The sequence below is a fragment of the Ruminococcus sp. AM43-6 genome (assembly GCF_003461785.1).
GTDB lineage: Bacteria > Bacillota > Clostridia > Oscillospirales > Ruminococcaceae > Hominimerdicola > Hominimerdicola aceti.
Genome location: NZ_QTXU01000003.1, coordinates 76,216 through 98,848, shown reverse-complemented (window position 1 = coordinate 98,848; position 22,633 = coordinate 76,216). Strand labels below are relative to the sequence as shown.

Here is a 22,633-nt window from a genome sequence, read left to right as displayed (position 1 = left end):
CGCAATTTCTGCTTTGCAGAAATCCGACGTCCCGCCCCCTCAACGTTTCGCATTATTGTTTATCCCACAAACCTTAATAACCCCACAACGCATGGTAGGGGCGAACAGCGTTCGCCCGTCGAAGAAACAAGTCCACGATTACAACCATTGTAGGACAGAACAAAAAACTATCCTATCACGCTTGTAGGGGCTGGCGCCCTCGACAGCCCGCTCGGAGGTGTAATGCTGTGATTGTTGTATCTTTGATGCCAAATTATTTTCGAGGTACATTATTGTGATATTCCCCGATAATTCAATTGGCAAGAAATAGCGGGCTGTCGCATTTTTGTGAGCTTGCGAACAGAAATTTCGCCAAGCCCCTACAATTTTTATTGATAGTTTATTCCTCCGCAAAATCGCTCCGCTCTTTGCGTATCTACATTGCGCTTAGGGCTAGAAAGGCGGTGCAGATTTAATTCTCCGATATCACTTTCATCTAATATCTGACTTCTATCTGCTTTTGATACTACAATCTGCACCTTGTCGGCTTACGCCGAATGAGGCTCTGCCTCAAACTCCGCTAGGGGCTTTGCCCCCAGACCCCCACAATGGGTTTCACCCCTTGACCCTGACCAGGGACGTGTCCCTGGACCTTTTGCTCGCTTCGCTCGGTGCTTTATTTTACTTTATGCTTGCAATTTACTTTGGTCTGCTTTGCCCATTCCTCACTCCTCACTCCTCACTCCTCACTCCTCACTCCTCACTTAAACTCCGCTCCTATTAAAAACTTCCCCTTGATTATTCCCCCAAAAAGTGCTATACTATTGATAAGTAAAATTGCATGAAATCCTAACCCCAAGGAGGTAAATTTCTATGAATTGTACTCATTTCAAAAGCTACTACCCGTCCTCTGACGGACTTCATAAGATCGCATATTACGTTCGTTTCCCTATCGGCACAGTAAGAGGTGTCGTTCAGATATCCCACGGTATGTGCGAATATTTCAGACGTTATGACGACCTCGCAGAGTTTCTCACAGGCTTAGGCTTCGCAGTATGCGGAAACGACCACCTTGGTCATGGCGACAGTGTGAACGACAGCTCCGAGCTTGGCTACTTCTCCCCTGAACATGGCTGGGAAAATGCTGTCGAGGATATGTATACTCTCACAAAAATGATGAAACACAACTACCCTAACAAGCCGTATTTTCTTCTCGGTCACAGCATGGGAAGCTTCCTTGCAAGAGCTTTTGTCACCAAGCATGGCAGAAACCTCACAGCGGCTATCTTCTGTGGAACAAGCGGCGGCATGGAGGGTATCCCTGCTTTGCTCACCCTTGTTGACAGCCTCAAAATACTCCATGGTGATAAATATAGGAGCAACGCCGTAAATAAGCTTGCTTTCGGTGCTTATACAAGAAAAATTACCGATAAAATAAGCGAATATGATTGGATATCCCGTGACCCTGAAATAGTTTCCAACTACGAAAAAGACCCTAAATGCAACTTTATTTTCACCCTAAATGGCTTTGAAAATCTTGCAAAGCTTTTGTGGTATGTTTCAAACGAAAAGTGGTTCTCCACCTATCCGAAAACTTTGCCTACCTATCTTATAGCAGGCAGTGCCGACCCTGTAGGAAACTATGGAAAAGGCGTACTAAACGTGTTCAACAGGCTGTCCCTCAACGGCTGTGACGTTGAGATGAAGATATACGAAAATGCACGTCACGAGCTTGTGAACGAAACCAACCGCCGTGAAGTGTATAATGATATTGCAGATTTTCTGCTCGATATCATAAGCTCTGAAATGTGTTCAGATTAAGCCGTAAGGGAGAGAAGTCAACGTGTTTGCTGTAATAAACAGTGTAGGTCTGCTGGGGCTTAACGCCTTTGCGGTCAAGGTGGAGATAGAAGCTTCAAAGGGTCTGCCCTCTTTCGATATTGTGGGGCTTGCAGACGCATCTGTAAAAGAAAGCCGTGAACGTGTGCGTTCTGCACTGCGTTCAAGCGAGATAACATTGCCTCTGAGAAAAATAATCATAAATCTTGCACCTGCCGATGTGAGAAAAACAGGCTCAGTCTATGACTTAGCCGTGGCAGTTGCACTCTTGCGAATGGCTGACCTTGTTGATGACAGTATGCTTTCCACCTCCGCTTTTATCGGCGAGCTTTCTCTCAGCGGAGAAGTAAGACCTGTTCAGGGCGTTTTGCCTATGACCATAATGGCGCAGAAAATGGGACTTTCTGAGATATATGTTCCTGCCGACAATGTTCGTGAAGCTTCCGTTGTGGAGGGTATAAAAGCCTATGGCGTAAGGTCTTTGCGGGAGCTTGTTTTTCACTTTGAGAAAAAGGCGGCAATAGTTCCTGCGGCACATTATAAGCCAACCGCTGAAAGCTATTTCGGAAGTCTTGATTTTGCCGACGTAAAAGGTCAATCAGCGGCAAAAAAAGCATTGGAGGTCGCAGCGGCAGGCGGTCACAACGTTCTTATGATAGGTTCGCCCGGCTCAGGAAAATCAATGCTTGCAAAACGTATGCCGTCGATACTTCCTGCCATGACCTTTGAGGAGTCTATAGAAACCACAAATATCCATTCTGTGGCAGGACTTTTGGACAGCAACAGCCCTCTTATCACCACCAGACCTTTCCGCTCACCGCATCATACAGTTTCACCGGCAGGACTTTCAGGCGGAGGCTCTGTGCCAAAGCCCGGTGAGATTTCCCTTGCACATAACGGCTTGCTTTTTCTTGACGAGCTTGCAGAGTTTTCACGCCCTGCTCTTGAGATCTTACGTCAGCCTTTGGAGGACAGGCAGGTGACCATATCCAGAGTGTCAGGGTCTATAACATACCCATGTTCGTTCATGCTTATCGCTGCAATGAATCCTTGTCCATGCGGATATTTTGGTCACCCTACAAGAAAGTGCATATGCTCGCCGAAACAAGTTTCAAGCTATCTTTCCAAAGTCAGCGGACCACTTCTCGACCGTTTTGACATTCATTTGGAAGTCGCACCTGTTGAGTTTGCAGATCTTTCTTCCACTGCCAAAGAAGAATCCTCCGCCTCAATAAGAGAGCGTGTTCAAAAAGCCCGTGACATACAAAACGAGCGTTTCAAAGGCACTAGCATAACCTGCAACGCACGAATAACCTCTGATATTCTTCAAGAGGTCTGCCCTGTGACAGATGAGGCTTCAAAGCTTTTGGAGAACGTTTTTGACAGGCTGGGACTTTCAGCAAGAGCCTATGACCGCATACTTAAAGTCGCACGAACTGTTGCGGATATGGACGGTGCAAAGGTCATAGACAAAAAGCATATCGCAATGGCTGTTCAGTATCGAAGCCTTGACAGAAAATATTGGAATGGGTGATATGTGCGTCACATAAAAGCTGACAGGAAACGGGCGAACACTGTTCGCCCCTACTATGGTGTATTCAAATACATATGATAATTGCAGACGGTTTTTATTCCGTCTGTTTTTTTGTGCAAAAAAGTACGGGAACGCCCGAAACATTCCCGTACTGTCCTTATCACAATTCTATAATTATCCCTTAAAAATTCTATTTCCCAAAAATCAATCTGCCACTGCGTTCTTTGCGATAACGTCTGCAACAAGATTTGCAGGGAGCGGCTCGTAACGTGCCTTTTCAAAGGTGAACACGCCCTGACCCTGCGTCATTTGTCTGAGGAGCAGTGTGAAGTCTGCCATTTCAGCCATTGGAACTTCGGCAACTATCTCGGTCATGCCCTTCTTTTCGGCAGGATTCATGCCAAGAACTCTGCCTCTTCTCTTATTAAGCTCGCCCATCATGTCGCCAGTGTTATCGTCAGGTACGAAAACGCTCAAAGAGCCGATCGGTTCGAGGAGAACAGGCTCTGCCTGACGCATACCCTCTTTGTATGCGATAGAAGCTGCCATTTTGAATGCCATTTCTGAGCTGTCAACAGGGTGATATGAGCCGTCCACAAGGATAGCTTTCAGACCAACTACAGGGAATCCTGCGAGAACGCCTTTCTTTACGCTTTCCTGCAAGCCCTTTTCTACGGCTGGGAAGAAGTTCTTCGGAACTGCTCCGCCAAACACCTTTTCTTCAAATATAAGATCGTCAGATACGCATGGCTCAAATTCTATCCAAACGTCACCATACTGACCGTGACCGCCTGACTGCTTCTTATGTCTGCCCTGCACCTTGACTTTCTTTCTGATAGTTTCACGATATGAGATCTTAGGCACAGAAGTTTCTACTTCAACGCCGAATGTCCCTGCAAGTCTGCCCACAACTGAATCAAGGTGAAGTCCGCCCAAAGTGCTGAGTATCATTTCGTTTGTTGACGGGTCGAGCTTGTAATCTATAGTAAGGTCTTCTTCCATAAGTCTTGTCATTGCGGCGGATATCTTGCTTTCATCGCCCTGCTTTTTAGCTCTTACTGCCATTTTGTAGCATGGCTTAGGGAATGTCATAGGTGCAAACTTAACAACTCTTGCGGAGTCACAGATAGTATCGTTGGTGTTCACGTTCATCTTCATTGCAACAACGATATCTCCACAGCCTGCTTCGGCAACGTCTATCTGCTTTTTGCCCTGAAGCGTAACAAGCTTTCCGACCTTTTCGGTGCTTCCTGTGGTAGCGTTCACAACCTCCTTGTTAGGTGTAAGCTTTCCTGAAAACACCTTTATGTATGACATCTTGCCAACAAATGGGTCAGCAACTGTCTTGAATACAAATGCGCTCATAGGGTCGCTTTCAACGCAAGCGACCTCAACAGCTTCGCCGTCTACTGTTTCGCCTATCATAGCGTCCTTTTCTGACGGAGGAGGGAGCAGTAGGTCTATCTCCTTAAGGAGCATATCAACACCTGAGAGGTCTGTGGAAGAAACGCAAGTAACAGGAGTTATAATGCCTGAGTTCATGCCGCTATGTATTCCGTCGGTAAGCTCTTTCTGTGTGAATGCTTCGCCTGAGAAGAACTTTTCAAAAAGCGCCTCGTCAGTTTCTGCAACGGCTTCGGACACGGCTTCGATAAGTCCGTCGATACGATAACCCATTTTCTCTGATACCTCAGCTGTAGGCATATCAGTTTCAACCGCCTTGCCGTCTTCATACTTATATGCTTTCATCTCAATGAGATTTACATAAGAAACTATCTTTCTGTCTGCGATAACAGGCACAACAACAGGGCAAACTGTAGGTCCAAACTCTGCTTTGAGCTGAGTAAGAACGTTATTGAAGTTTGCGTTATCGTCATCAAGCTTTGTTACAACGAACATTGTAGGCTTGCCCATTTTCTTTGCAAGGTCATAAGCCTTGTGAGTACCTACACGAACGCCTGATTTACCTGATACAGTGATGAGTACGCAACCGCTTGCGGCAATGCCCTCAACAGCTTCGCCCTCGTAATCGAACATACCGGGAGTATCAAGAAGATTTACCTTGAACTCGCCAGTTTCCAAAGAAGAAAGAGATGTGTAAACAGAACATTTTCTCTTTATCTCATCAGGGGTATAATCAGAAACAGTGTTTCCGTCAGTTATCTTGCCGAGCCTGTCAGTAGCTCCGCTTTTATATAGCAGTGCCTCAGTCAGAGAGGTCTTTCCAGAACCTGCCTGACCTGCAATAGCAATATTTTTTATTTTTGTGCTGTCGTATTTTTTCAAGTTGATCGCTCCAATCTATGCCGTTGGACGGCTTAATGTGATATGCAGTATAATTATATGTATCATTTACACAAAATATATCAACCGCATAAGATAATTATATACTATTTCCACATAAATAGCAAGGGCGGAAAGAAAAATTTCTTTCGTGAATGTGAACAAAGTTTAGACTTGTTATAAAGCAGATTGCACAAGGGCGGAGGTTAAGTGAGGAGTGAGGAGTGAGGAATTAGGAATGAGGAAAGCTGCCCCCAAGCACCGAGCGAAGCGAGAGATAACGCGCACGGTCAAGCCCGGCGCTGGAGGGCTTGCAGGGTCAAGGGACAGAGTCCCTTGTGGAGTTTGAGGCAAAGCCTCAATCGGCGACAGCCGACCAAGCGGTGCAGAACAAAGTAAAAAAGCATACAGAAGTTAGATATCTGATAAAAGTGATATCGGAGAATTAAATCTGCACCGCTTTTCTATCCCATAGAGCAACGTATATCCGCAAAGAGCGAAGCGATTTTGCGGCGGCAGGACTTGCCCGAATATCTGTAGGGTGCGGTTATCAGAGATGTGTGAATGCAAAAAAGCCCTCCGAGCAGATCGGAGAGCTTTTGGTTATTTTACCCTTATGATAGGCTGAAGCTGTATACCATCAAGAGCCGATTGAATAGTTTCGGGTATGAGTTCAAACTCAGCCACTATGGAGTTTGGCTTCTTTTCGCAGTTGTCCTGCGCATATGGTACGAAATAGTAGTTTCTCAGATTTTGCAGATAACCTATGTTTTTAGCACACCCTGCCAGTGCGTCATTTGTCGATATGGCGATGACCACGGGACGAGCATTTCTCAGGTGACTTTTTACCGCCATGGTGGCTGGAGTGTCCGTCAAGCCAAGAGCAAGCTTCGCTGCCGTGTTTGAGGTGCAGGGTGCTGCTATCATGATATCACACATCTTTTTCGGTCCGATCGGCTCGGCTTCTTCTATGGTGCGTATGACCTTGCGGCCTGCTATGGTTTCAAGGCGTTTGATGTTTTCTTCCGCTGTGCCAAAACGTGTAGATATAGATGCGGCGTTGAAAGACATAATCGGCACAAGCTTTGCGCCCTGCTGCACGAGCCGTTCTGCGGCGGCAAATGCCTTTTCAAAGGTGCAGAAGGAGCCGGTCATGCAAAAGCCTATTCGTATGCCGTCAAGTGACATTCTTTGTTCCCCTTTCATTCAAAATGTCCGTGACTGTTCGGGCGATTATCTCTCCTGCAGTCATAGGTGCGGCTTTGGCTGGAAGTCCCAATGCCCATACCACACGCCTGTTCAGCTTTGCGGCAGTTTCATGATCTACTCCGCCAGGTCGGGAGGCAAGGTCTATGATAAGAGAGTTTTTATCCATTACGCCCAAAAGCTTTTCATCAAGTATCATGGCAGGGACGGTGTTTATTATTATAGTATACCCCGAAATATTTTCTGCAAGAGCTGTGATAAGCTCTGCCTTATAGCCTGCGCCCTCAGCTTCTGCAAGCGCAGAAAGCTTTCTTGCGGATATAGTCACATCTGCGCCGACAGCCCGAAAAAGCTTAGCGCAGGCTTTCGCTACTCTGCCATAGCCGATAACTAGGACGGTGGAACCGTTCACGGTGACAGCAAGCTCCTGCATGGCTATTTGCAAAGCGCCCTCCGCCGTGGGGATACAATTTCTTATAACAAGCTCCTCTCGCTTATAGTAATCCTTAACATCGAAGCCGAGAGAGGAGAAATATTCTATTTGATCACGGCGGAGCAGACCGCCTGCCACGAGTGCATTTTTCTTTAAATGCGTTGAAACGTCACTGCATGATACCTTTACATTACGGCTAGAAGAGATATCCAGCCCGTCAGCTTTCATGAGAGGAAGTACGAGAACGTCCGCCTTTTCGGTGAGCTGATCGAGATGAGCGAGGGGAATAGTGTCCTCGCCTTTATCGTCCATGCCGTAAGTATAGACCCTGCCGATTTTAGTGAGAGTCTGAGCTGTATATGTTTGTCTTGCGTCACCGCCGACGCAGAGGAAAACTGTTCTTTTCATATGGATACCTCCTGTGGGACTATGCCTGATAGAGTTATATATAATTATATGTATCGGTGGGCTAAATGTTACCGGCAAAACAAAACGCCCTATCCCTGCAAAGCAAGAATTGCGGCGCTTTGATATGATGTCATATTTCTATCTTGATAAACTTCGGCTCGTGCTTTTTGAAATAGGTCAGATACTTAAAGCCTGCCGCCTGCGCCATTTCTACGCCTGCAGAAATATCTCTGCCGATATCTGAGGTGCAGTGGGCGTCTGAACCTATGGTCAATATCTCGCCGCCAAGGGATCTATAAAGCTTCACATAGCCAAGGTCCGGGAGGGGCTTGCCGTATTTTTGCCTTAATCCCGACACATTTATCTCTATGCCCTTGCCTTTTTGGATAAGTGTACAAAAAATTTCTCTGATAATATCTTCATATGGAGAAAGATCTATTTGTATACCGCAATCTCCTTGGATATATCGCAGAGGATAGGTGAGGTGTCCTAAAACGTCTAACTTGCCCCATTTGCACATTTCAAGCATTTCTTTGAAATAGTCGTCAAGGAGAGCATAAATTTGCGACAAATCCATATTTTTGTACTCTATCCAATAGAAATCGTCCTTGCCTTTATTCTGATGATGTGAGCCGATGATAAAATCAAGGCGTTTGTCGGAGGCTATCTCCTCGGCAAATTCTATATCCTGCAAAGGCTGACCAAGCTCTATTCCGCAGAGAAAATTTAAACCCTCCAGATGCTGGGAAGCTTCATACTGGGCGACTATGCTCGCGGGGGCATACTCCCCCGAGCCGTACATCATGCCGTCTTTCAGGGCTTCAGGGTCACCATAATGGTCGGCTTTATAGCGAAAATTGCAATCGCAATGGTCAGTTATGGCAAATGCCGCCAAGCCAAGTTCTTTGGCTTTTGCTAAAGACTGTTCTACAGGTCCCTCACCATCGGGGGAAAAGCCTGTGTGGGTGTGCATATCTATAAGAGTTTTCATAGGTTCTCCTATCTGTACGAAAATTTGTACTTATATAGAATCGTAGAGCTTTTCAAGCTGTTTCGCCGCTTCTGCCGCACGTCTTACGAAGCTGTCAGGTGCAGCATTTCGGTACATGGGGGACTTTGACATATAAAGCTCTAATGACAATGGTGGCTGGTGGTCGAGGTTTTTGAGCTTTCTGAGAAATTTCTCAAAGTTCAGGTTGCCGTCAAATGGTATCATGTGTCCGTCGGTGTTGCCGTCGTTATCGTGGATATGCAGGCAGGCAAGCTTACTGCCGAACTTTGTCAGGCAATCGGTATGCTTTGAGAAGCAATTCTCATGACCTGTGTCATAGCAAAATTTCACGTTATCATGGTTTCCGAACTGGTCAAAAAGCACGTCAAGGAACTGTGGGAGCTGGATATTCTCAAAGGCGATATCGACGCTGTTTTCTTCTCCGCACTGTATTATCTTGGCGAAATTCTCTATACCGAAACGAGATACTTCGGGCGGAACAAGCCCGTCAGTGGGGTGGCATATCATGGTTTTTACGCCATTCTCACCGCACACTCTTACACATTCAAGTGTTCGTTGGAGGATATATTCGCTCTCAGGGCATATTGTCCAAAGGGCGTTCATGCGATCAAACTGTGAATGGACGTTTTCTATTTCCAGTCCAAAATTTCGTACAATATCATACTGTGTGTATTTTAGTCCGTCAGAAAAACCAAGCATTACACCGTCAAAGCCGTTCTCTTTTATAAGTCTTATACGCTCCTCAAAGGGTATTTTAAAGGTGAAGTCTGCAAACATACAGCGTTTCAATCTGTTTTCCTCCTTACCAAAAACAGCGGCAGAATTGCTCTGCCGCCGTGAAAATTTAGTTTTTGAGAGAATGGAGTGGTGCAGGGATCTGTCCGCCACGATTGATGAACTTGGAAGGTGACTCTTTTTTGAGCGGCATAACAGGTCCGCAGCCAAAAAGTCCGCCCCAATCAAGTTCTTCGCCAACGCCCTTGCCAATAGCAGGGATAACTCTTACGGCGGTGGTCTTGTTGTTTACCATACCGATAGCAGCTTCGTCTGCGATGATAGCGGAAATAGTATCGGCCGGGGTATCGCCCGGAATACATATCATATCAAGACCAACTGAGCATACAGCGGTCATAGCTTCAAGTTTTTCAATGCAGAGCGCACCGCTCTTTGCGGCATCAATCATGCCTGCGTCCTCAGAAACAGGGATAAATGCACCTGAAAGTCCGCCTATTCTTGAGCAAGCCATTACGCCGCCCTTTTTAACTGCGTCATTGAGCAGGGCGAGGGCTGCTGTTGTGCCATGTGTACCGCACTTTTCAAGACCTATTTCCTCGAGGATATGGGCAACAGAGTCGCCTACTGCCGGAGTTGGTGCGAGTGAAAGGTCAACAATACCGAATGGAACGCCAAGACGCTTGGAAGCGATAGTTCCAACGAGCTGACCTACTCTTGTTATCTTATATGAAATTTCCTTGATAACGTCGGATATCTTTGTGATATCAGCGTCAGGATATTTTCTCAAAGCGGCTCTTACAACGCCAGGACCTGATACGCCCACGTTTATCATGCAATCAGGCTCGCCAACGCCGTGGAAAGCACCTGCCATGAACGGGTTATCCTCAACTGCGTTACAGAAAACAACGAGTTTTGCTGCGCCAAAGCAGGCAGAGTCAACTGTTCTTTCTGCACACTCTCTTACAACGCCACCCATCATTTTGCAGGCATCCAGATTGATACCTGTTTTTGTTGAACCGATATTTACAGAGGAACATACTCTCTCAGTAGTAGCGAGTGCCTCTGGGATAGACTTGATAAGCTCGATATCACCTGCGGAGAAGCCCTTTGGAACGAGTGCTGTATATCCACCGATAAGGTTTACGCCAACGTCCTTTGCGGCTCTGTCCATAGCGTGTGCAAATGGAACAGGTGAACACTTGCAGGCCGCAGACACGATAGCGATAGGGGTAACGGAAATTCTCTTATTTATGATCGGGATTCCAAGCTCCTTTTCTATCTGCTCGCCCACCTCAACAAGCCTTGCGGCTTTTGCGGTTATCTTCTTATAGACATTCTCGCAGGCAACGTTTATATCGCTGTCGATACAATCAAGCAGAGAAATGCCCATTGTGATAGTACGAATATCAAGACAATCGTCCTGTATCATTCGTATTGTTTCCAACACGTCATATGTATTAATCATTTTACAGAAATCTCCTCTTTAGATATGGTGCATACAGTTAAAAATATCCTCGTGCATCGTATGGATTTTTACACCCATTGTCTGACCAAGCTCTGTAAGTCCGTCTGCCATGGTAGCAAAATCGGAGTTGAGCTTTGTGATGTCAACAAGCATTATCATAGCAAAGAGGTCCTGCAAAACTGACTGAGTGACCTCGATAACATTCGCATTATATTCTGCACACTTTGTGCTTACCTTTGCAAGGATACCAACAGCGTCCTTACCTATAACCGTAACAACAGCTCTCATTAATAAGACCAGCCTTTCCAAATTCATTTATATATCTTCTATTATACCACACAGCGGAGATTTTGCCAAGAGTTTTAATTATAAATATTTTATTAACGTTGGAAAATCCGTGTTATGGGGCGACGGTCAAGGCAGGTGGTTTGCGGTGAACGAAACGGGCGAACATTGTTCGCCCCTACCCATATTTTTACGAATTACAAAAAAATTCGCACAAAATCGAAAACGTTGAAGTGCAAAAAAGCGGGGTGTCAGATTTCTGCAAAACAAAAAAAGTTTGTTGAGCGGGACGTCAATTTCTGTGAGCTTGCGAGCAGAAATTTCGCCGCTCCCCTACAAAAAACGCCCCCATTCAGGGGACGTTCTTGTATTATTTTTCTGTTCTGAATGGAGCAAGTGGTATGCCTGTTTCGTTAAAGATAGTTACCTCGCAATAGTTGAACCAGTTATATCTTGCATAGAGAGGTTTTTCAACGGCGTCTGACTTGATGAAAATTTTACTGCCGTTTATGGTGATATCGGCTTTTACGAACTCTTCGTCCTTGCCTGCTATCTCAAAGCCCTGTGCTTCGCCCTTTACTACAAAGCCGTTTTCGGCATGGTCAAAGCTAAGCTCTATACCGCCGTTTTTATACTCCAGCGACTTATAGATAGGTCCGAATGCTTTTACGTCCATGCCGTAGAAAAGCTTTTCTGCCTGCAAACAAAGTCTTTCGCCAACGGGTACTTTATTCTTTGGGTGAATCTCGTTGAACTCGCCGCAATCTGAGATAACAGCTATTCCTGTATTTTTCACTGTTTTATATGCTCTCATCTGTGCTTCTCTTATTTTACACCAATGCTTATAATCAGGGTCGGCGGCATATTTGAACATTGGGAGCTGGACGATTATGAACGGAAGCTCATCGTCGCCCCACTTCTCTCTCCAAAGCCTGATAAGAGATGTGAGGAGGGTGTAATAGCTGTCCGGCTTATGGTCATCAGACTCGCCCTGATAATAGAGGAAGCCTTTTATTGTATAAGGACAAACTCTTGATACCATAGTTTCAAAAAGTCCTGTTGGGCGGAATGGGTTTACGCAGTTTATCGGACCCGGCCAATTCTTATCGCCAAGGATCTCGTTGGCTTTCTCCCAGCTCATTGTTGGGTCTTTTTGCAGAAGCTCACCGTATTTTTTATCCCACACACGCTCAAATTTCTGATAATCCCTGTATTCTTTTATCTGCTCCTCGACAGTTTTGCCCTCAATACGTTTTTCATACTCGTCTATGTAGCTTCTTATTTCAGCGTTGTTTTCAAGGGTCGGTCTGTCTACCCATGCGGAGGCTGATGTGCCGCCCCAGTTACAGCCGATAAGTCCTACGGTCACGCCGAGGTCTTTGGCAAGCTTTCTTGCAAAGAAGAAGCCGACTGCACTCCACGCTCTTGAATTATCCTTTGAAGCCTGCGACCATGCGGTATTGTTTTCGTCCTCATAGAACATTTCGTCAAGAGTGCCACGCTTTTGAGTGTAATAAAATCTTACGTTGCAATCAGGGGTGAGGTTTTCGAGAACTTCTTTGCCGCCCTTTGCGTTTTGAAGTTCAAGCTCCATATTTGACTGACCGCCGCAGAACCACACTTCGCCTATCATGATACGGCAGAATTTTTTCTCTGTACAGCCGTCTGAAACTGTCATTTCATACTCTCCGCCAGCACTCATTGGAGGGAGGACGGCTGTCCACCTGCCGTCGCAGACCTGCGTCTGGACTGACACGCCGTTAAGAGTAACTGTGACAGTTCTTTCCTCGTCCCCAAGTCCCCAGACTGTTATGTTCTTGTCACGCTGGAGCACCATATCATTTGAAAAAATATTTGCTACTTTTAACATACTTTTTTCTCCTTTCAATATCTATAAAATTTCAAAAAAATATCATCGCCTCAGGCGATACCTTAATTCCTCACTCCTAACTCCTCACTAATCAAAGAGTGTGGTAGAACAGAATGATATCCTCAAAGACGCCATCTTTGTTTTCAAAGCCCTGCGGTACAGTGCCGAGCTTAACAAAGCCGAGGTTTTCGTAAAGCTTTACCGCTTTGACGTTTGATGCAACAACGGCATTGAACTGGAGCACCTTAAAGCCTTTCTGCTTTGCTATGAAAAGACAATGTTCGACTATGACCTTTCCTGCTCCTTTTCCACGGCAGGTGCTTTTTACGGCATAGCTTGCGTTTGCGATATGTCCGCATCTGCCAACGTTATTTGGGTGGAGAATATACATTCCTACGGTCTCGCCCTCATACTCTGCAACACCGCAGAATGTTTGTGAAGCAAAGAATTTTTTTGCCCCATCATAGTCGAGGGTCTCTTTCTGTGGAAAGGCATTGCCCTCTTTTACAACTTCGTTCCATATCTCTGCCATTGCAGGAACGTCATCAATATTGTAACCTCTTACGGTCACGTTTTTCATTTTTGCCATTTTGGATACTTCTCCATAATAAAATTACTCTATAAATGACTTCATGCCACGCTCACGTCGCCAATCAAGGAACTCCTCATATGTTCCCTGTCTGTCGATACAGCCGTCAGGGGTTATCTCGATTATTCTGTTTGCAACTGTCTGAACTATTTCGTGGTCATGAGATGCGAAGATCACAACGCCTTTGAAATCTCTAAGTCCGTTATTTACGGCTGTGATAGACTCAAGATCGAGGTGGTTTGTAGGTCTGTCAAGCATTATAACGTTTGAGCCGAAGAGCATCATACGGCTGAACATACATCTTACCTTTTCACCGCCTGAGAGAACTTTTACAGGCTTATATATCTCGTCCCCTGAGAAGAGCATTTTGCCAAGGAAACCTCTGAGGTAGGTATCTGTTACCTCGGAAGTGGAATATTTTCTTATCCAGTCAACGATGCTTTCGTCATTATCGTTGAAGTAGGCTGAGTTATCTATTGGGAAATATGAGCGTGATGTGGAAACGCCCCACTTAATACTGCCCTCGTCTGGCTCTTCTTCCTCTGCAAGTATCTTGAAAAGCATTGTGATAGCCTGCTCGGACTCGCCTATGAAAGCGACCTTATCGGTACGGCTGAGGGTAAAGGAAACATTATTGAGGAGCTTTACGCCGTCAACTGTTTTGGATATGCCGTTGACTTTGAGGACGTCTTTTCCAAGCTCTCTATCCATATTAAAGCCTATGAAAGGATATTTTCTTGATGAGGCAGGCATTTCTTCGACTGTGAGCTTATCAAGGAGCTTTCTTCTTGCGGTAGCCTGCTTGGACTTTGATTTGTTTGCTGAGAAGCGGTTGATGAACTCCTGAAGTTCCTTGATCTTCTCCTCGGCTTTCTTGTTCTGGTTCTTTATCATTCTCTGCATGAGCTGTGAGGACTCATACCAGAACTCGTAGTTACCAACATACATTTTTATCTTTGTATAGTCGATATCCACGATATGGGTACAAACATTATTAAGAAAGTGTCTGTCATGGGATACGACGAGGACAGTTCCGAAATAGTCGGCAAGGAAGTCCTCAAGCCAGCTTATAGCGTCGATATCAAGGTGGTTTGTAGGCTCGTCCAGCATGATAATATCAGGATTGCCGAAAAGCGCCTGTGCAAGAAGCACCTTGACTTTTTCGTTACCTGAGAGGGTGGACATCTGTGAATAGAGGATATCCTCGGAAAGACCAAGACCCTGAATGAGCTTTGATGCGTCAGACTCAGCTTCCCAGCCGTTTAATTCTGCGAACTCGCTTTCAAGCTGACCTGCTCTGTCACCGTCCTCCTCGGTGAAGTCCTCCTTGGCGTAAAGCTCGTCCTTTTCTTTCATTATCTCATAAAGTCGCTTATTGCCCATTATTACAGTTTCGAGAACTGTATACTCGTCAAATGCAAAGTGATCCTGACGAAGCACTGAAAGTCTGTCCTCTTTTGAGATCACTACCTCGCCTGTGGTAGGCTCTATCTCACCGCAGAGGATCTTCAGAAATGTTGACTTTCCTGCACCGTTTGCACCGATTATGCCATAGCAGTTGCCGTTTGTAAATTTAAGGTCAACGTCCTTGAAAAGAAGCTGACCACCGAATGAAAGGCTTACGTTTGATACTGTTATCATTTTAACTCTCCTATATCTGATAATTATACTTTGACACTTTATTATACCACACAAAGAGGCTTATGTCTACTTTTAATTATTAATTTTTCATCACTGCGCTTTTATGGTGCAAACGAGGTTTTGCTCTTGACGTTTTCAACAAAAAGTGTTATAATTGTTATGTACACATTGGCAATAGCGATAATTATTGCCCTGAAAATTCAAGAATTAAGTTGGAAAGGATAACTTGAATATGAAAAAAGTTTTGTTTGCTTCTTCGGAGTGTGTTCCGTTTATCAAGACAGGCGGTCTTGCTGACGTTGTTGGCTCTCTGCCTAAGTGCTTTGACAAGAGGTATTATGATGTCAGAGTAATTCTTCCTAAATATTCCTGCATGAAACAGCAGTGGAAAGACATGATGCAGTACAAAACGCATTTCTACATGGACTTTGCAGGTCAGAGCCAATATGTAGGCGTGCTTGAATGTGTTTATGACGGCGTTACGTTCTATTTTATCGACAACGAACATTATTTCACCGGTGACAAGCCTTACACTGAGCATCACTGGGATATAGAAAAGTTCATGTACTTTGACAGAGCTGTGCTTTCTGCTCTGCCGCTTCTTGATTTCCGTCCTGATGTTATACACTGTCACGACTGGCAGACGGGTCTTATACCTGTATATCTTCATGACAGCTTTGCAGGGGGAGATTTTTTCCGCGGCATAAAGACCGTTATGACTATACACAATCTGAAATTCCAGGGAAATGACGGAGTTGAGCAGTTCAAGAGGATATCCGGTCTGTCTGACTACTACTTCACTATCGACAAGCTGAGAACGGGCGTTGACGGAAATATGCTCAAGGGCGGTCTTGTTTATGCTGACGCTATCACAACTGTCAGCAACACATACGCAGAGGAGATAAAGACTCAGTTCTACGGCGAGGGTCTTGACGGACTTATGAGGGCAAGGGCTAACGATCTTCGAGGCATCGTAAATGGTATCGACTACGTTGATTACAACCCTGACACGGACAAGAACATTGTTGTAAGATACAATTATGACAACGTGCTCGAGAAGAAGATACACAACAAGAGAGCAATTCAGGCTGAGCTTGGTCTTGCGCAGGACGACAATCGTTTCATGATAGGCATTGTGAGCCGTTTGACAGATCAGAAGGGCTTTGACCTTATTGCATACATGATGGAAAGAATGTGCGAACAGGGCATACAGTTCGTTGTGCTTGGCACGGGCGAGCAGAAATATGAGGATATGTTCCGCTGGTTTGCAGGCAAGTATCCTGACAGAGTTTCTGCTAACATTTACTACAGTGAGGAAATGAGCCACCGCATTTACGCTTCCGCTGACGCATTCCTTATGCCGTCACTTTTCGAGCCATGCGGACTTTCACAGCTTATGTCACTGCGTTACGGCACGCTGCCTATCGTTCGTGAAACCGGCGGTTTGAGAGATACTGTTCAGCCATTCAATCAGTTTGAGAGGACCGGCACTGGTTTCAGCTTTGCAAACTACAATGCACACGAGATGTACAACACTGTTATGTTCGCAAAGTACATATTTGATGACAGACGTGACGAATGGAACGGACTTATCAAATCTGCAATGGCACAGGATTTCTCATGGCAGGCTTCTGCTAACAAATATCAGGAAATGTATGACTGGCTTATCGGCTAAGATAGATACAAGAAAAGCTCCGCAGGAAAAATGCGGAGCTTTTTTTATGTTATAGGTTTTGTGACAAGCATATGATTTGTCGGAGAACAGGTGGGCGACCTCAGATCGCCTCTACGGAAACAAACATAAAAAGCGGCACAGTTTAGGCTGCACCGCTTTTGTTTTGCATTTATCAGTCACCGAAAGCAACGCCTAGAGCCTTTGCGGTCTTGACGAGCTGGTGGTCGGCAGGGACGAATTTTGTTTTGCCTGCGACTTCTGAAAGTGGGTTTTCTGACACAACTTCATTTATCATTGCCACTGCATAGCCATATTTATCGGCTGCGATAAGCTCTGCGGCATGAACGCCGAACTTTGTAGCAAGCACTCTGTCATAGGCTGACGGACTGCCGCCTCTGAGCATATGACCAGGAACGCAAACTCTTGTTTCTCTGCCTGTAAGCTCTTCTATCTGCTTTGCAATTCTAGGTGTAGCAGTTGTAAGACCCTGCTCTGCACGGAGTCTTGCTCTTTCCTTCTTTTTAAGCTTTGCCTCTTCTTTATCAAAAGCACCCTCAGCCACTGCCATTATAGAGAATCCCTTTGACTCTCTCTTTTCGCAAGCCTCGGCAAGCTTTTCTATATCGTATGGTATCTCAGGGATCACTATTATATCTGCACCGCCTGCGATACCTGAATAGAGGGTGAGCCAGCCGGCTTTATTGCCCATTATTTCTGCAACAAGTATTCTTCCGTGTGAATTGGCTGTGGAATGAAGTCTGTCGATAACGTCTGTGGCTGTGTCAACAGCGGTATGGAAGCCGAATGTTACGCTTGTGCCCCAGATATCGTTGTCGATAGTTTTTGGCAGGCCGATAACGTTAAGTCCCTCAGTTGAAAGGAGGTTAGCGGTCTTATGAGTGCCGTTGCCGCCCAAGGTGAGCAGGCAATCGAGCTTCTGCTTTTTATAGGTTTCTTTCATAGCCTTTACTTTATCCACGTTATCTTCTTCGATGACCTGCATTTTCTTGAAAGGCGTTCTCTTTGTGCCGAAAATAGTTCCGCCTGTGGTAAGGATACCAGAAAAATCAGACTGCTTCATTTCCTTGCACATATTATTGATAAGCCCGTAATAGCCGTCCTCTATGCCGATTATCTGGACGTCTTCACCGAACTTTTCATAGCAAGCCTTTGCAACGCCTCTGATAGTTGCGTTAAGTCCCGGACAATCTCCTCCGCTTGTGAGTATGCCTATTCTTTTCTTCATTTTACCAAGTCCTTTCAATGAAATTCTATCATTATCAACGATATCAATACTTATCGCTTGTGCTGAAATCTTCTATATCGGCTTCGTCGGAAGGAGTGATATCCTGCTGAGTTTCCTCAGGGGTGGCCTCGCTTTCCGGCTCATCGTCAATATATGTGAACCTTGAAGTCTGATGTTCTTTCTTATCCTTTTCACTGTTCTCGCTAAGTTTGAAACGTGCTATCATATTCTTTAGTATAAGCGACTGGCTTGAAAGCTCTTCACTTGCGGAAGCTGAACCGACTGCAGTCGAGGTATTGGCTGATACAACGGCTGATATCTGGTCTACTCCCGTATTTACCTGAACGATCGCTTCTGCCTGTGCCTCAGAAGCGTCTGAAATGTTCTTTACGAGATCCCTCATAGTATTTGAATTACTTACGATATTGTTCAGTGAATCAGCGGTTTCTTCGGCTATCTTAGAGCCCTTTGAAACGGCGGCAGACTGGTTTTCGATAAGTGAAGCGGTCTGCTTTGCGGCTTCGGCTGATCTTGATGCAAGACGTCTTACCTCGTCTGCTACCACGCCAAAGCCCTTTGAACCCTCTCTTGCGGCCTCTACGGCGGCGTTAAGGGCAAGGATATTTGTTTGGAATGCGATCTCGTCAATGACCTTGATTATCTTTGAGATCTCATCGGAAGCTGTATGGATAGCATTCATGGCATTTACCATGTTGCCCATATCGCTGTTGCAGTTGTCAACGGCTTCGGTATTCTTAAGTACGATATTATAAGCGTTCTTAGAGTCCTCAGAGTTCTGAGTTATCTGCTTTGAAACATCACTGAGGGTAGCGGAAAGCTCCTCGATCGCGGAAGCCTGCTGTGTAGAACCCTGTGATACAGACTGTGCGATATTTGACACCTGAACCGCTCCTGAGTTCACCTGCTCGGCTGACATATTGATAGAAGCAAAGGTATCAGACAGTGAGTCGAGTATCTCGTTAAACGTACTCTTTATCTTATAGAAGTCGCCCTTGAAAGTGCCTTCCATTCTGTGGCAAAGGTTACCCTCAGATATCTGGGTAAGAGCCACTGTGATAAGGTTGATATACTGTCTGAGGCAGACGATAGTTTCTTCCAGAGAGTTTGAAAGGACGCCAAGCTCGTCCTTTGAATACCACACGTCAACAGGGTCGGTAAGGTTGCCCTGTGCGAGAGAACGAAGTCTGTTTGTGGTAGAAATGATAGGCTTTGTTATCCTCTTTGCAAAAAGCAGAGAGAACAGCACCGTCAGGCACATAAGCACAACGCCCATTACAATGATATTAGTAAGTGCGCTGGAGCTTGCAGTGGTGAAGTCGGCAACATTTGTAACCATGACGACAGTACCGTCAAAATATGACGAACCATAATAGCCCACGATATAATTGTTATCCTTAAATTTATACTCTGTTGTACCGCTGTTATTTGCAAGTATTTTCTCAACGGCATTTGTCACTTCCGTATATTCTTCATCTTTCTTACCGATCTTAAGGGCATTTTTACCTATCTGATCTGTATCCTTATGAAGAAGGATCTCTCCGTCTTTACCAACAAGATAAACATAGCCGGATTTGCCGAAGGTATATTCATTAAGAGCATTGATAAGCATATCGCTCTGAATGGTAATACAAGCGACTTTTTGTTCTGTGTTGCCAGACTTTGTTGAAGCAAGTATAGAAAAATAATTCTTACCGCCAAAGGTATATATATCGGTTATATAAGCCGAGCTTCTTTCGCAAGCGCTTATGATGTGCTCCTTTTCAACTGATGACGATACCATTTCATTATCTGTTGCAAGCACAATGCCATTGCCGTCATAAACTGTAAAATTCAGATAGAAGCCTGTGTTGTCTGCAAAGCCACTTTTTACCGCCTTCAGTCTGTCAGCGTCAGTTTTTGCCCCTAAAAAAGAATCAGACTTTACGGTCGAAACTATATTATTCGTATAAGAGCTGATCGTCGAGTCAAAATTCTTAGCCGCCTGAACAGCCAGTGGTTCAGCGGTGCTTTTGAGCGTATCCTTTGCAGAAACGTTTATAAAATACACGGAAACCAAGCTAAGCAGCACCGTGATGATAAGTGCGATTGAAAGCATTGCCAAAAGCAGCTTTGAACGCAACGTTTTCATATAAAGTTCCCCCTTATGAACTTGTTTTTAACGCAGCACACAACACTGCGATATTACGTGTTTATTATATCATAATTGCACAATTATTTCAAGTACCACAAGCATATTTTTTGTGAATTTATGATGCAATTAATGATATGGAGGTGAATAAAAATAGGTAAAAAGGGGGTAAATAAAATATGTACATAAGTCTAAGGATAAGAAAAAGGGTGATGCTTTGTGTTATAGCTATACTTTCTATGCTGGCGGCGGTGGCTGTTATGCCGACCTTTGCAAAAGAAGAAAAAACAGATGGGATAAAGCTTCCGATCATAATGTATCACAGCATCGTAAAAAACGAAGATCGCAGCGGTGAGTATGTCATAACGCCTATCGAGCTTGAAAAGGATCTGCTTTATCTGAAGCAGAACGGCTACACTACTGTTTTTGTAAATGACGTTATAAGATATGTGAAGCGTGGGGGCGAACTGCCTGAGAAGCCTATCATACTGTCCTTTGATGACGGCACTTACAACTACAGAGAATATCTTCTGCCGCTTCTTGAAAAATACGATATGAAAGCCACTGTATCTATTGTGGGGGCTTACACTGACGCTGCCTGCGAGGAGGCTGAGCCTGATCCTGCTTACTCTTATCTTGACTGGCAGGACGTTTCGGTGCTTCGTGACAGCGGTCATGTGGAGATATGCAATCACTCTTACGATATGCACAATCTTGAAGGCAGGCGTGGAGTCGGTCAGCTGGAGGGGGAAAGCTACGAGGATTACCGAAAGGTATTTCTTAACGACACCACGAAGCTTCAAACGCTTTGCGATGAACACTGTGGTTTTCAGCCAAACGTTTACACCTATCCTTTCGGCATAACCTGCGAAAGTGCAAGTCGGCTCGTAAAGAACATGGGGTTTGAGGCTAGTCTTGGAGTAGAGGAAAAAATCAATATAATAAAAAAAGAAGATGAACGCTGCCTTTTTGGTCTTTACAGATTCAATCGCAGCGGGGTCATCTCCACAGAAGAATTCATGAAAAAAGTTTTTGGAGCATAAAAAAAGCAGCCCCTATTGGAGCCACTCTCTAAACTGAATCACCATCAGCATATTCACATTATACTCTGGCAGGTGTCGAAATTATACTTGTTTTTGTGTGATTTTTGTAAAAAAAATGTGTATTCGTGTAAGCAGAGTGAAAAATGCTGTCACAAGCAGCCAAAAGCACGTTGATACGCCGCTTTTGGCTGTTTATCATCTCTTTACACAGAACTTATTTATCCTTTTTGCCGCCTTTGATCTTTCCTCTTATCCAGATAATTATTACGACAAGTGCGATAACAAGGACAATAAGGACGATAGCAAGGGCGGTATTGAGCATCTTTTTATACTGGTCCATAACATTTGCGTTTTTGGACACGGCAGATGAAGTATCGGAGCTGTCTTTCTTTTGGGCGGTCCGGGTCTGCTGTTCATCTCCGCCTGAGGCTCTGATTATGGTGACAGTATAGGTTGTGGCGTTGCCGTCAACGTCTGTGACGGTGATAGTACGAACATTTTCGCCTACCTGACACTCGCTTGTGCCTGTATACCATATATAATCAGAGGGGCTTGCTGTTGTTCCCTCTATCTCAACATTGGTAACGGAATTGTCAACGTTCACTGTATAGTTATAGACATTATAGGCAAAGGCAGGAGAAAGCTCGCCGTTATCCACTGTCAGGGCTGTAAGAACGCCTTTATCGGGTATGCCGTTTGAAGGTGCGGTCTTAGTGGTAGTGGTGGTGGTCTTTTCGGTGGTGGTCGTGGTTTCTGTTTCGGTCTTGGTTTCCACCTTATCGCTTCCAACTGTTATGACACAATAGGCGGTAGGCGAGCCGATAAGCTCTGAATCAGGAGAATATATCTGACAGCTTTGCAGGCTTATATTTGCATTTCCTGCTGACAGACCTTTGAACGTAAAGCTGAAATCCACTTCTGAAGATGGGGTATCAGGAAATCCGTTTACTGTAAGAACTCCTCCGCCGCCTGAGGCGTTGTCGCTTGACACAAATTCTATAACGGAATCGTCATAGGCGATATTTGCCTGAACGCTTCCTATATCTGAATCTGCAGAAAATGTCACGGAAACTTCAAACTGCTGATCGGTCATGACGGGGTTTTTAGGCGGATAGAAGAAAGCCTCCCCTGTTGCATGGGCAGTGAGAGCCGTCATTGGAACTGCAAGTGCGGCTGTCAAGAGCGATGAGAATATTCTTTTTACAAGCTTTGTTTTTGTGGTCATTGCTATCCCTCCTGAT

At 45.0% G+C, this 22,633-nt stretch carries 17 protein-coding genes; 4 read left to right on the top strand and 13 right to left on the bottom strand.

Annotated features, from left to right (window positions below):
- The first annotated feature begins 852 nt into the window (after positions 1-852).
- Together DW938_RS03695 and DW938_RS03690 are read left to right on the top strand one after the other, a co-directional pair.
- Complete coding sequence (locus DW938_RS03695) at positions 853-1,800, top strand: alpha/beta hydrolase (protein WP_118123926.1); 948 nt, start codon at positions 853-855, stop codon at positions 1,798-1,800.
- Between the two features lie 22 nt (positions 1,801-1,822).
- Positions 1,823-3,352 carry a YifB family Mg chelatase-like AAA ATPase gene (locus tag DW938_RS03690; RefSeq protein ID WP_117858485.1) on the top strand — a complete coding sequence of 510 codons (1,530 nt, stop codon included), beginning with the start codon at positions 1,823-1,825 and terminating at the stop codon, positions 3,350-3,352.
- 204 nt (positions 3,353-3,556) lie between these two features.
- On the opposite strand, the gene DW938_RS03685 is transcribed toward DW938_RS03690, so the two are convergent.
- The 10 genes from DW938_RS03685 to DW938_RS03640 all read right to left on the bottom strand — a co-directional run bounded on the left by DW938_RS03685 (position 3,557) and on the right by DW938_RS03640 (position 15,279).
- Complete coding sequence (locus DW938_RS03685) at positions 3,557-5,638, bottom strand: elongation factor G (RefSeq protein WP_118123925.1); 2,082 nt, start codon at positions 5,636-5,638, stop codon at positions 3,557-3,559.
- 600 nt (positions 5,639-6,238) lie between these two features.
- Complete coding sequence (locus DW938_RS03680) at positions 6,239-6,823, bottom strand: dipicolinate synthase subunit B (protein ID WP_242992357.1); 585 nt, start codon at positions 6,821-6,823, stop codon at positions 6,239-6,241.
- Positions 6,813-7,682, bottom strand: a complete 870-nt coding sequence (locus DW938_RS03675) for a dipicolinate synthase subunit DpsA (RefSeq protein ID WP_118123923.1) — start codon at positions 7,680-7,682, stop codon at positions 6,813-6,815. The genes DW938_RS03680 and DW938_RS03675 overlap by 11 nt, the downstream gene beginning before the upstream one ends.
- A gap of 130 nt (positions 7,683-7,812) precedes the next feature.
- Complete coding sequence (locus DW938_RS03670; RefSeq protein WP_118123922.1) at positions 7,813-8,673, bottom strand: histidinol-phosphatase HisJ family protein; 861 nt, start codon at positions 8,671-8,673, stop codon at positions 7,813-7,815.
- Between the two features lie 30 nt (positions 8,674-8,703).
- On the bottom strand, positions 8,704-9,483 hold the full coding sequence (locus DW938_RS03665) for a sugar phosphate isomerase/epimerase (protein ID WP_118123921.1): 780 nt from the start codon (positions 9,481-9,483) through the stop codon (positions 8,704-8,706).
- Positions 9,484-9,538: 55 nt separating this feature from the next.
- Positions 9,539-10,894, bottom strand: coding sequence for a PFL family protein (locus DW938_RS03660; RefSeq protein WP_022286600.1), 1,356 nt, complete (start codon positions 10,892-10,894; stop codon positions 9,539-9,541).
- Between the two features lie 18 nt (positions 10,895-10,912).
- Positions 10,913-11,182: an ACT domain-containing protein gene (locus DW938_RS03655; RefSeq protein ID WP_022286601.1), complete on the bottom strand. Its 270-nt coding sequence runs from the start codon at positions 11,180-11,182 to the stop codon at positions 10,913-10,915.
- A gap of 367 nt (positions 11,183-11,549) precedes the next feature.
- Positions 11,550-13,049 (bottom strand): sialate O-acetylesterase, encoded by a 1,500-nt coding sequence (locus tag DW938_RS03650; RefSeq protein ID WP_118123920.1) that lies wholly within the window; start codon positions 13,047-13,049, stop codon positions 11,550-11,552.
- Between the two features lie 91 nt (positions 13,050-13,140).
- Positions 13,141-13,629 (bottom strand): GNAT family N-acetyltransferase, encoded by a 489-nt coding sequence (locus DW938_RS03645; protein ID WP_118123964.1) that lies wholly within the window; start codon positions 13,627-13,629, stop codon positions 13,141-13,143.
- Positions 13,630-13,662: 33 nt separating this feature from the next.
- Positions 13,663-15,279, bottom strand: coding sequence for an ATP-binding cassette domain-containing protein (locus DW938_RS03640; RefSeq protein ID WP_046441376.1), 1,617 nt, complete (start codon positions 15,277-15,279; stop codon positions 13,663-13,665).
- A 232-nt stretch (positions 15,280-15,511) separates the two neighbouring features.
- On the opposite strand from DW938_RS03640, the gene glgA reads away from it, so the two are divergent.
- Entirely contained in the window at positions 15,512-16,954 is a 1,443-nt protein-coding gene (glgA, locus tag DW938_RS03635) for a glycogen synthase GlgA (protein WP_022286605.1), read from the top strand.
- Positions 16,955-17,126: 172 nt separating this feature from the next.
- On the opposite strand, the gene DW938_RS03630 is transcribed toward glgA, so the two are convergent.
- Positions 17,127-18,200 carry an ATP-dependent 6-phosphofructokinase gene (locus tag DW938_RS03630; RefSeq protein WP_117858469.1) on the bottom strand — a complete coding sequence of 358 codons (1,074 nt, stop codon included), beginning with the start codon at positions 18,198-18,200 and terminating at the stop codon, positions 17,127-17,129.
- A gap of 43 nt (positions 18,201-18,243) precedes the next feature.
- Entirely contained in the window at positions 18,244-20,349 is a 2,106-nt protein-coding gene (locus DW938_RS03625; protein WP_118123919.1) for a methyl-accepting chemotaxis protein, read from the bottom strand.
- A 179-nt stretch (positions 20,350-20,528) separates the two neighbouring features.
- Between DW938_RS03625 and DW938_RS03620 the strand changes: the two genes are divergently transcribed.
- Positions 20,529-21,392, top strand: a complete 864-nt coding sequence (locus DW938_RS03620; protein WP_118123918.1) for a polysaccharide deacetylase family protein — start codon at positions 20,529-20,531, stop codon at positions 21,390-21,392.
- A 214-nt stretch (positions 21,393-21,606) separates the two neighbouring features.
- Here DW938_RS03620 and DW938_RS03615 read toward each other — a convergent pair whose 3' ends face one another.
- Positions 21,607-22,617 (bottom strand): cadherin-like beta sandwich domain-containing protein, encoded by a 1,011-nt coding sequence (locus tag DW938_RS03615; protein ID WP_181984360.1) that lies wholly within the window; start codon positions 22,615-22,617, stop codon positions 21,607-21,609.
- Positions 22,618-22,633: the final 16 nt, after the last annotated feature.